A 6061-nucleotide genomic window follows, 5' to 3' on the forward strand; every position below is an offset into this window, starting at 1 on the left:
TGCAGACGTCGCAATCCACACCGAACCCAGAAGGCCCTCACCTGTTCAAGCACCCAGCACGCGTGTCACCAACGTCCCGGGACAACACACCTAGAGCCCGCCACCCCAGTGCGGCCCCCAGGGAGAGCGTCCTTCCCCGGGGGCCGCACTGCGTTACCGCCCTCTATGTCAGATCGGCGCGGCGGGCAACGGTCTCGACGTGGGCCGCGAGGAGGGCCATCACGTCGGCGGGGACGTGGTCGGCGGCGTGCAGGTGCTCGACGGCGCACAGGGCTGTCATAGCGACGTCCAGAAGTTCCCGCTCCACGTCACCCATGGTCGCCGACGTGGCTTTGCGGGGGTTCTGGCCGGTGGCCCCGACGAGCGCGGCGATCACCTCTCCGGACTCCTCTGCGACCTTGGCCACCCTCCCCCACAGCAGTGCCTCCGGGTCCCGGTCCTGGTTCTCCGGCGAGCTGTCGATCCACTGCGAGACAGCGCGCACGAGCGCGTTCGTGCGGGCCGCCCGTGCGCCCTCAGCGTTCGAGATCACCGCTCCGTCCTTTCCTCGGTGTTGGATGCGATCACCAGGACGTGCTCGGAGGCGCCGAGGACGCTCGGCTCCGCCTCCAGCCGCCCCAGTGCTCGCATGATCTGTGCCCTCGCCGCATCGTCCTGCATGCGCTGCGCGAGGTCCGGCAGGAGCTTCGCCGGCCCTTCCACGGCAAGCAGGGCCCGGACCTCGAGCCCGGCCCCGGCCGCTTCCGCCGCGAGTTCCTGCGGGGCGTGGAAGTAGGCGGTGGTGAAGAACTGGTCGAAGTCCCGCCGCGGGTTGCGGTGCTGGCCGGTGGCGAGGTGTGCAAGTACCGCTTCCTCAGCTCCGGCAGCGCCCAGCTTGTTCTTGGAGAGCATCTCCCACGTCGTGTAGTACCGGCAGACGCCCGCAGCAACGACGATCCCACCCGGGCGGAGCACCCTGCGCGCCTCCCTCCAGGCCTGGTGCCGGTCAGCCGCCTCGACCAAGTGGTACAGCGGCCCGAGCATCAGCACGGCATCGAAGGACTGGTCGGGCCAGTCCAGGGCCCGTGCGTCGCCCGCCCCGATGTCCGTCAGAGGGCGGTCTGCCGCGCGCGACGCGGCCCGGGCCTGTTGGACGTGCAAGGGCACGGGGTCGACGAGAGCGACGTCGTAGCCGACTGCTGCCAGCGCCATGGCGTAGATGCCCGCACCACCACCGACGTCGAGGACCGACGCGGGGGCCGCGGGCAGATGCCGCAGGAGGATGTCCGTGGTCCGATGGAATTCGATGGACCTGCGGGAGTCACGGAGGCGTTCCTGTTCCGCACCCCGGCTGTAGTAGAGCATGATCTCTGGGTCAATCACCGGTGTCCTCCCGGGGGTTCAGGAGCGCGAAGCGCTGTGGGCACTGAGCGTTGGAGCAGTTCCGTGTACTGGTGCTGGAAGTCGCTTCGGCGCGCATGGTCGTCGGGCGTCATCACCGGCCCGCCCATCCGGTCGATGACCGAGGCAGCCGCGCCTCCGATGGCCGGGCTGTTCCCGACGAAGCTGACCAGCTTGAACTGCATGACCACATACAGCTCGTTCGTCTCGATGAGCGGCCGGTCAGCCCTGGCCGGCTCGGGGGTGACGAGGGCGAGGTTGTAGCTCAGCCCGCCCAGAGTCAGGCACCGGTTGGCGACGCCCCGCCGGGCCGCGAGCAACCGCATCTCGCCGGGTGTCACGTCCCGCAGGACGCGCCGCAGACGGGTCAGGCCCGAACGGGCAGCGGGCGAGAGCCACACCAGGCCGTCGAGGCGGTGCTCGACGTCGTCGACGTGCAGCAGCCGGGGCCGCTGCCACGGGGCGGGCATGTCGTCGGAGCCGGTGAAGCACTGGTGCAGGGACCAGTAGACGTCCGAAGCGGTGTCGTGGAGCGCCCGCAGGAGCCCCTGGCACTGGAGGGTGGGGACGAAGCCCCAGCCGGGTATGCGGATCTTCAGCCCGACCGGCAGGGCCCGCTCCGCGTCGCGCACGGGATCGGGCCCCATGAGGCGGCAGCCGCCCGGCAGGGCGGCGTCTCGCAGGGCATCGGTCATCACCCGGTGCGCGAGGTAGGCGGCAGGGTCCACCAGCGAGCGGCGCATGGTGACGTCCGTGACGTCCGCCAGCCGTACGGGTGCCACGGTGCGCTGGACGAAGGACGGCCAGCAGTTGAGGTGCCAGTGCATGCGCTTGTCCCACCACTGCCCGTTGTCACGGTCCAGGGTCGGGTCGTGGTTCCAGCTCACCGTGACCCGGCCGCCGTCGAGCCCGAAGCGCCGCAGGACCACGGGGTCGGAGAGGAGGACCATGAAGGTCCGAGCCGCCCGCAGGAGAGCCGCGAGGACCGGAGCGGGGGTGTCGCTGACGCTCTGGCGTATGACGTCATCCCTGGCCACCAGGAGCATCACGTCGTAAAGGCTGTGCGGAAACGCCTTGTCGATGACAGCAAGCCGCTCCCGCTCCCCCTGGACGGGGAACTCCCGGACGATGTTGGGGTCGTAGTAGTCGCGGTAGCCGCCGAGGTTGCACCGTTCCACGGGCGGATCGGCGCGCCGAGGGGCTGGAAGCGCCGGATTGACCGGCAGCTCCCACGCCGCCTGGGGGTAGAGCGTGTCAAGCCCCCGCGTCTGGGACGCGAGGGCCAGTGCCGTTGTCGGAGCGGTCACCGCAGACCACTCCCCCGGGGTGCGGTCATAGGCCCGGCAAGGTCACAGCTGCGGGCGATGGCCTGTCCGGCAGCGATCCCCATCATGGCGGCCTGCACGATGCCCTGGGCGATCCCGGCGGCGTCCCCGACTGTGTAGACGGGCAACTCCGGGACGCGGCACCCGGTGTCGATCTGTGGCCGCTCCCAGAGGAATTCCAGTTCGGGCCCGATGACGATCACCTGGTCGTGGAGGTCCGCGACGGTGGAGGGGGTGCTGGAGTGGGCGAGGATCGAGGCCATGAGTCGCTCGAAGCCCGTCGCGAGGCTCGTGTGCTCGCCCCCGGTGAACAGCTCATCGACCCGGCCAGTGGCAAGGTCCCGCACGGACGGCTGGAACGGCAGCCGCTCCCGCAGGCCGGCCCAGTCCCCGGCGTCGTCCCGGTGGTGGAGGAAGGCCCCGAGGGTCTGGGTGAAGGGGCGGCCGCGGGCCAGCTTCCGGTAGATCGCGAGGAAGGAGTCCCGGGCCTGACGGGCGGTTCCCCGGCCTTGGACCTGGCACAGCAGGCCGAAGTTCGCCGCGAGGGGCCGCTCGCCAGCCACCCGCTCGGTTGTCTCGTGGCCGTCCAGGGTGATCACCGGGTCGCCGAAAGCGGACCCGTAGTTCGTGAACTTCACCCGCCCGCCGTTTCCGCCGCCGCAGAAGCAGAACGTCTTGGTCTTGTTCTCAAGGTGCTCCAGCTGCGTGATCTTCAGGTCCGGGTGTTCGTCGCCGATGGCCGTCAGCAGGCCGGCGGCCATTTCGAACCGGACTCCGACAGAGATGTCCGGCTCGGTCATCTCCGCACCCAGCTGGTGCAGGAGCCGCGCGGTGGAGGTGACCCCCCGGCGGCCGGTCGCTAACACGAGATGATCGGTGTGAAGATGCCGGACGCCGTCGGCGGTACGGACGGCGACGCTCATACCGGCGCCCTCAGGCTCTGCCCCGACGAGCTCGGACCAGTGCCAGAGTTCCATGGCTGGGGCGAGGTGGGTGTGCCAGCCCTCGATGACCCGGCGCAGGTCGCTCTCGCCCAGCACCGCGACGGGATACTCGCGGATCGACAGCCCGTTGGACGCGAACGCCTCCCGCGCCCCTGCGGACAGTCCCTGGCCCAGGATGTCTGGGCGCAGATCGAGAGGCGCGGTGAGCCAGTCGAAGGCGATGGCGCACAAATCGCTGGCGCGCTCGCTGCCGAAGTGGTCGCTGAGCCTGCGCCCAGACGGCAGCAGGCTCAGCTTGGCACCGTCGCCGTAGTGCATGCTGCCCCCGAAGCCACTGACGACGTTGCACACCCCGGCGCAACCCGTGCACGCGAACCCCTTGTCCACGGGACACGGGCGGTGCCGGTAGGGGCGGCCGGCCTCGAGCAGCAGGACGTCGGCGCCCGGTTGCTCCATGATGATCGCGCGGGCGCAGGCAAGGCCTGCGGGCCCGGCACCTGCGATGACTACGTGCTTATACATCGGGAGTTCCCCAATCTACGAATGCCGCACCCCCATCCCCGGGACGGGGACGTGCGGGCGCGGCAGGGCGGGGGGCGGTGATGTGTCAGCCGGCCGGGACTTCGGCCCTGTTCACGGACCTCAGCCGGGGCGGCGCGGTGTGCTGCGGGTGGTCGTACTCGGGCTGAGCCAGGTGCCCGAGGCAGCCGAGCGCGACGACGCTGTCGGCGTCGTGGACGCGCGCCCAGCCGAAAACATGGAGACGGCGGGTCGGTCATGGGGCGAGGTAGGCCGATGGTGCGACAGCCTTCGAAAGCGCGCCCCAGGGCCGGGTATGAGGTAACCGCGTCGCGCCGGAGGAGGGAACGGCGGACACAACCGCCAAGGTGATAGCCCGCAACGAGGTGCTACGCGGTGTATCAGTACGGCTCTGGCGTTCGGCCCTTGGGGCTAACGCATGGCGATGTTCATGTGCTTGGCCAGGGGTACAAGCCCCTCGATACGACGGCGGCCCTTGCCCTCGAAGATCTGCTGGACCGTTTCACGGGCGAGGACTTGGTAGCGCATCCACTCCCCCGCCATGGTCCGCACCCGGACCAGGGTCGTCACCGCGTCGGCGAACCGGGCTTCCCAGGTCTGGGCCTGCGCTACGTCCAGCAGGTGCCGACCACGGGTCGCGGGCGGCAGACGGCGGGTCGGCGGCACCCTCCTCGCCAGCCTCAGCGCCTCACCGGAATGCCCCTGCGCCATAGCGAGCTCAACGGCGACCATCGAGATCTTGGCGGGTCCGAACGCTGCTCCGTGACCGCCGTTCACGTAGTCCATCCGGTCGGTGCGCACCACCTTGGTGCAGCGCTTCGCCGACACGAGCAGCTCCGTAGCTGCGTCGAAGTCTTCCTGCCGGGAAGCCGCCGTCACCGCAGACAGCATCAGCCGGCCCCACATCCGCAGCGCCGTGTAGTCAGAGGCCGCCATACGCGGGTTGAGCTCTTCCGCCGCCCCCACAGCCAGCTGCGCGGCCAGCCCGGGTTCGCCCTGCCGCAGCAGCACCCACGACAGCGCGTTGCATCCCGCCGCGATCAGCAGCCTGTCCTCCGCCCTGTCCGCCGCCGCCATGGCCTTCTCCAGCGCGGACCGCGCGAGATCATCCTGGGACAGATGGACAGCAACCATCGCCGCCACCTGATAGGCCCGGCTCAGTTCCGCTGACGCCACCCGCTGCCCAGCTCCCCGCGCCTCACGCACAGCTGCCTTCGCCCCGCCCAGCAGCCCCGGCAGTCCGGCGACCAGGCCAGAGAACTCCCCGTGGTGGTACTGCCGCCACAGGACCCCAACCGTATGGCTCAACTCGTGGGCGTCCGGGGCGCCGTCCACTCCGGCGGCCGTGGGCAAGGGCACCCCGGGTACTTCGTCGAGGGCCAGCACGGACCGGCGCAGCGCGGCGACGCTGGCACGGTGTCCGTCCTCCTGGTGCAGCGTCTGCGGCTGCCCGAGAAGGGCCTGAGGCTTCACATCGAGGGCACGGGCCAGTTTGGCGAGGGTGCCCATGAGCGCGGTGGTGCGGCCATTGCGTTCCAGGACGCGGATGGTGGCCACGCTCACCCCGGATTTGTTGCTGAGCTCCTGTTGGGTGAGACCGGTCTGAGCCCGCAAGCGAGCCAGGTTCTCACCGATCGTGGGCTCATCAGCCATCGCACGCTCCGTGCTTGCCGGGGACCGTACTTGGACAGTACCCCCGCCAGGCACGGCGGCCGAGAGTGATGTGGGGGTTGCCAACTAGAGCCAGCCGCGACGATGAACCTCTTCCTATAGGGCGTTACTGAGACTGAACTCGTGTTGTCGCAGTGAGTTATCTGGGGTTCGGGGTGAGCCCTGTCTCGGTGAGGCAGCCTTCAAGGAGGGCGGGCCGGT

Annotated in this window: 5 protein-coding genes; all 5 read right to left on the reverse strand. The window is 69.9% G+C overall.

Annotated elements, in window-relative coordinates; translation table 11 throughout:
- Nucleotides 1-163: 163 nt before the first annotated feature.
- Nucleotides 164-532: a MazG-like family protein gene (locus ACZ53N_RS36010; protein WP_469144943.1), complete on the reverse strand. Its 369-nt coding sequence runs from the start codon at nt 530-532 to the stop codon at nt 164-166.
- Nucleotides 529-1362, reverse strand: coding sequence for a class I SAM-dependent methyltransferase (locus ACZ53N_RS36015; protein WP_469144944.1), 834 nt, complete (start codon nt 1360-1362; stop codon nt 529-531). The genes ACZ53N_RS36010 and ACZ53N_RS36015 overlap by 4 nt, the downstream gene beginning before the upstream one ends.
- Nucleotides 1359-2687, reverse strand: a complete 1329-nt coding sequence (locus tag ACZ53N_RS36020; protein WP_469144945.1) for a hypothetical protein — start codon at nt 2685-2687, stop codon at nt 1359-1361. The genes ACZ53N_RS36015 and ACZ53N_RS36020 overlap by 4 nt, the downstream gene beginning before the upstream one ends.
- Nucleotides 2684-4171: a DNA polymerase subunit beta gene (locus ACZ53N_RS36025; protein WP_469144946.1), complete on the reverse strand. Its 1488-nt coding sequence runs from the start codon at nt 4169-4171 to the stop codon at nt 2684-2686. Before ACZ53N_RS36025 ends, ACZ53N_RS36020 begins: the two co-directional genes overlap by 4 nt.
- Nucleotides 4172-4600: 429 nt before the next feature.
- Nucleotides 4601-5842, reverse strand: coding sequence for a helix-turn-helix domain-containing protein (locus ACZ53N_RS36030; protein WP_469144947.1), 1242 nt, complete (start codon nt 5840-5842; stop codon nt 4601-4603).
- Nucleotides 5843-6061: the final 219 nt, after the last annotated feature.

The sequence above is a fragment of the Streptomyces sp. NPDC033229 genome, from assembly GCF_055576875.1.

Coding starts and splice junctions, on each gene's coding strand:
- ACZ53N_RS36025 (WP_469144946.1), bottom strand. CDS start 4,171: ATGTATAAGCACGTAGTCATCGCAGGTGCCGGGCCCGCAGGCCTTGCC.
- ACZ53N_RS36030 (WP_469144947.1), bottom strand. CDS start 5,842: ATGGCTGATGAGCCCACGATCGGTGAGAACCTGGCTCGCTTGCGGGCT.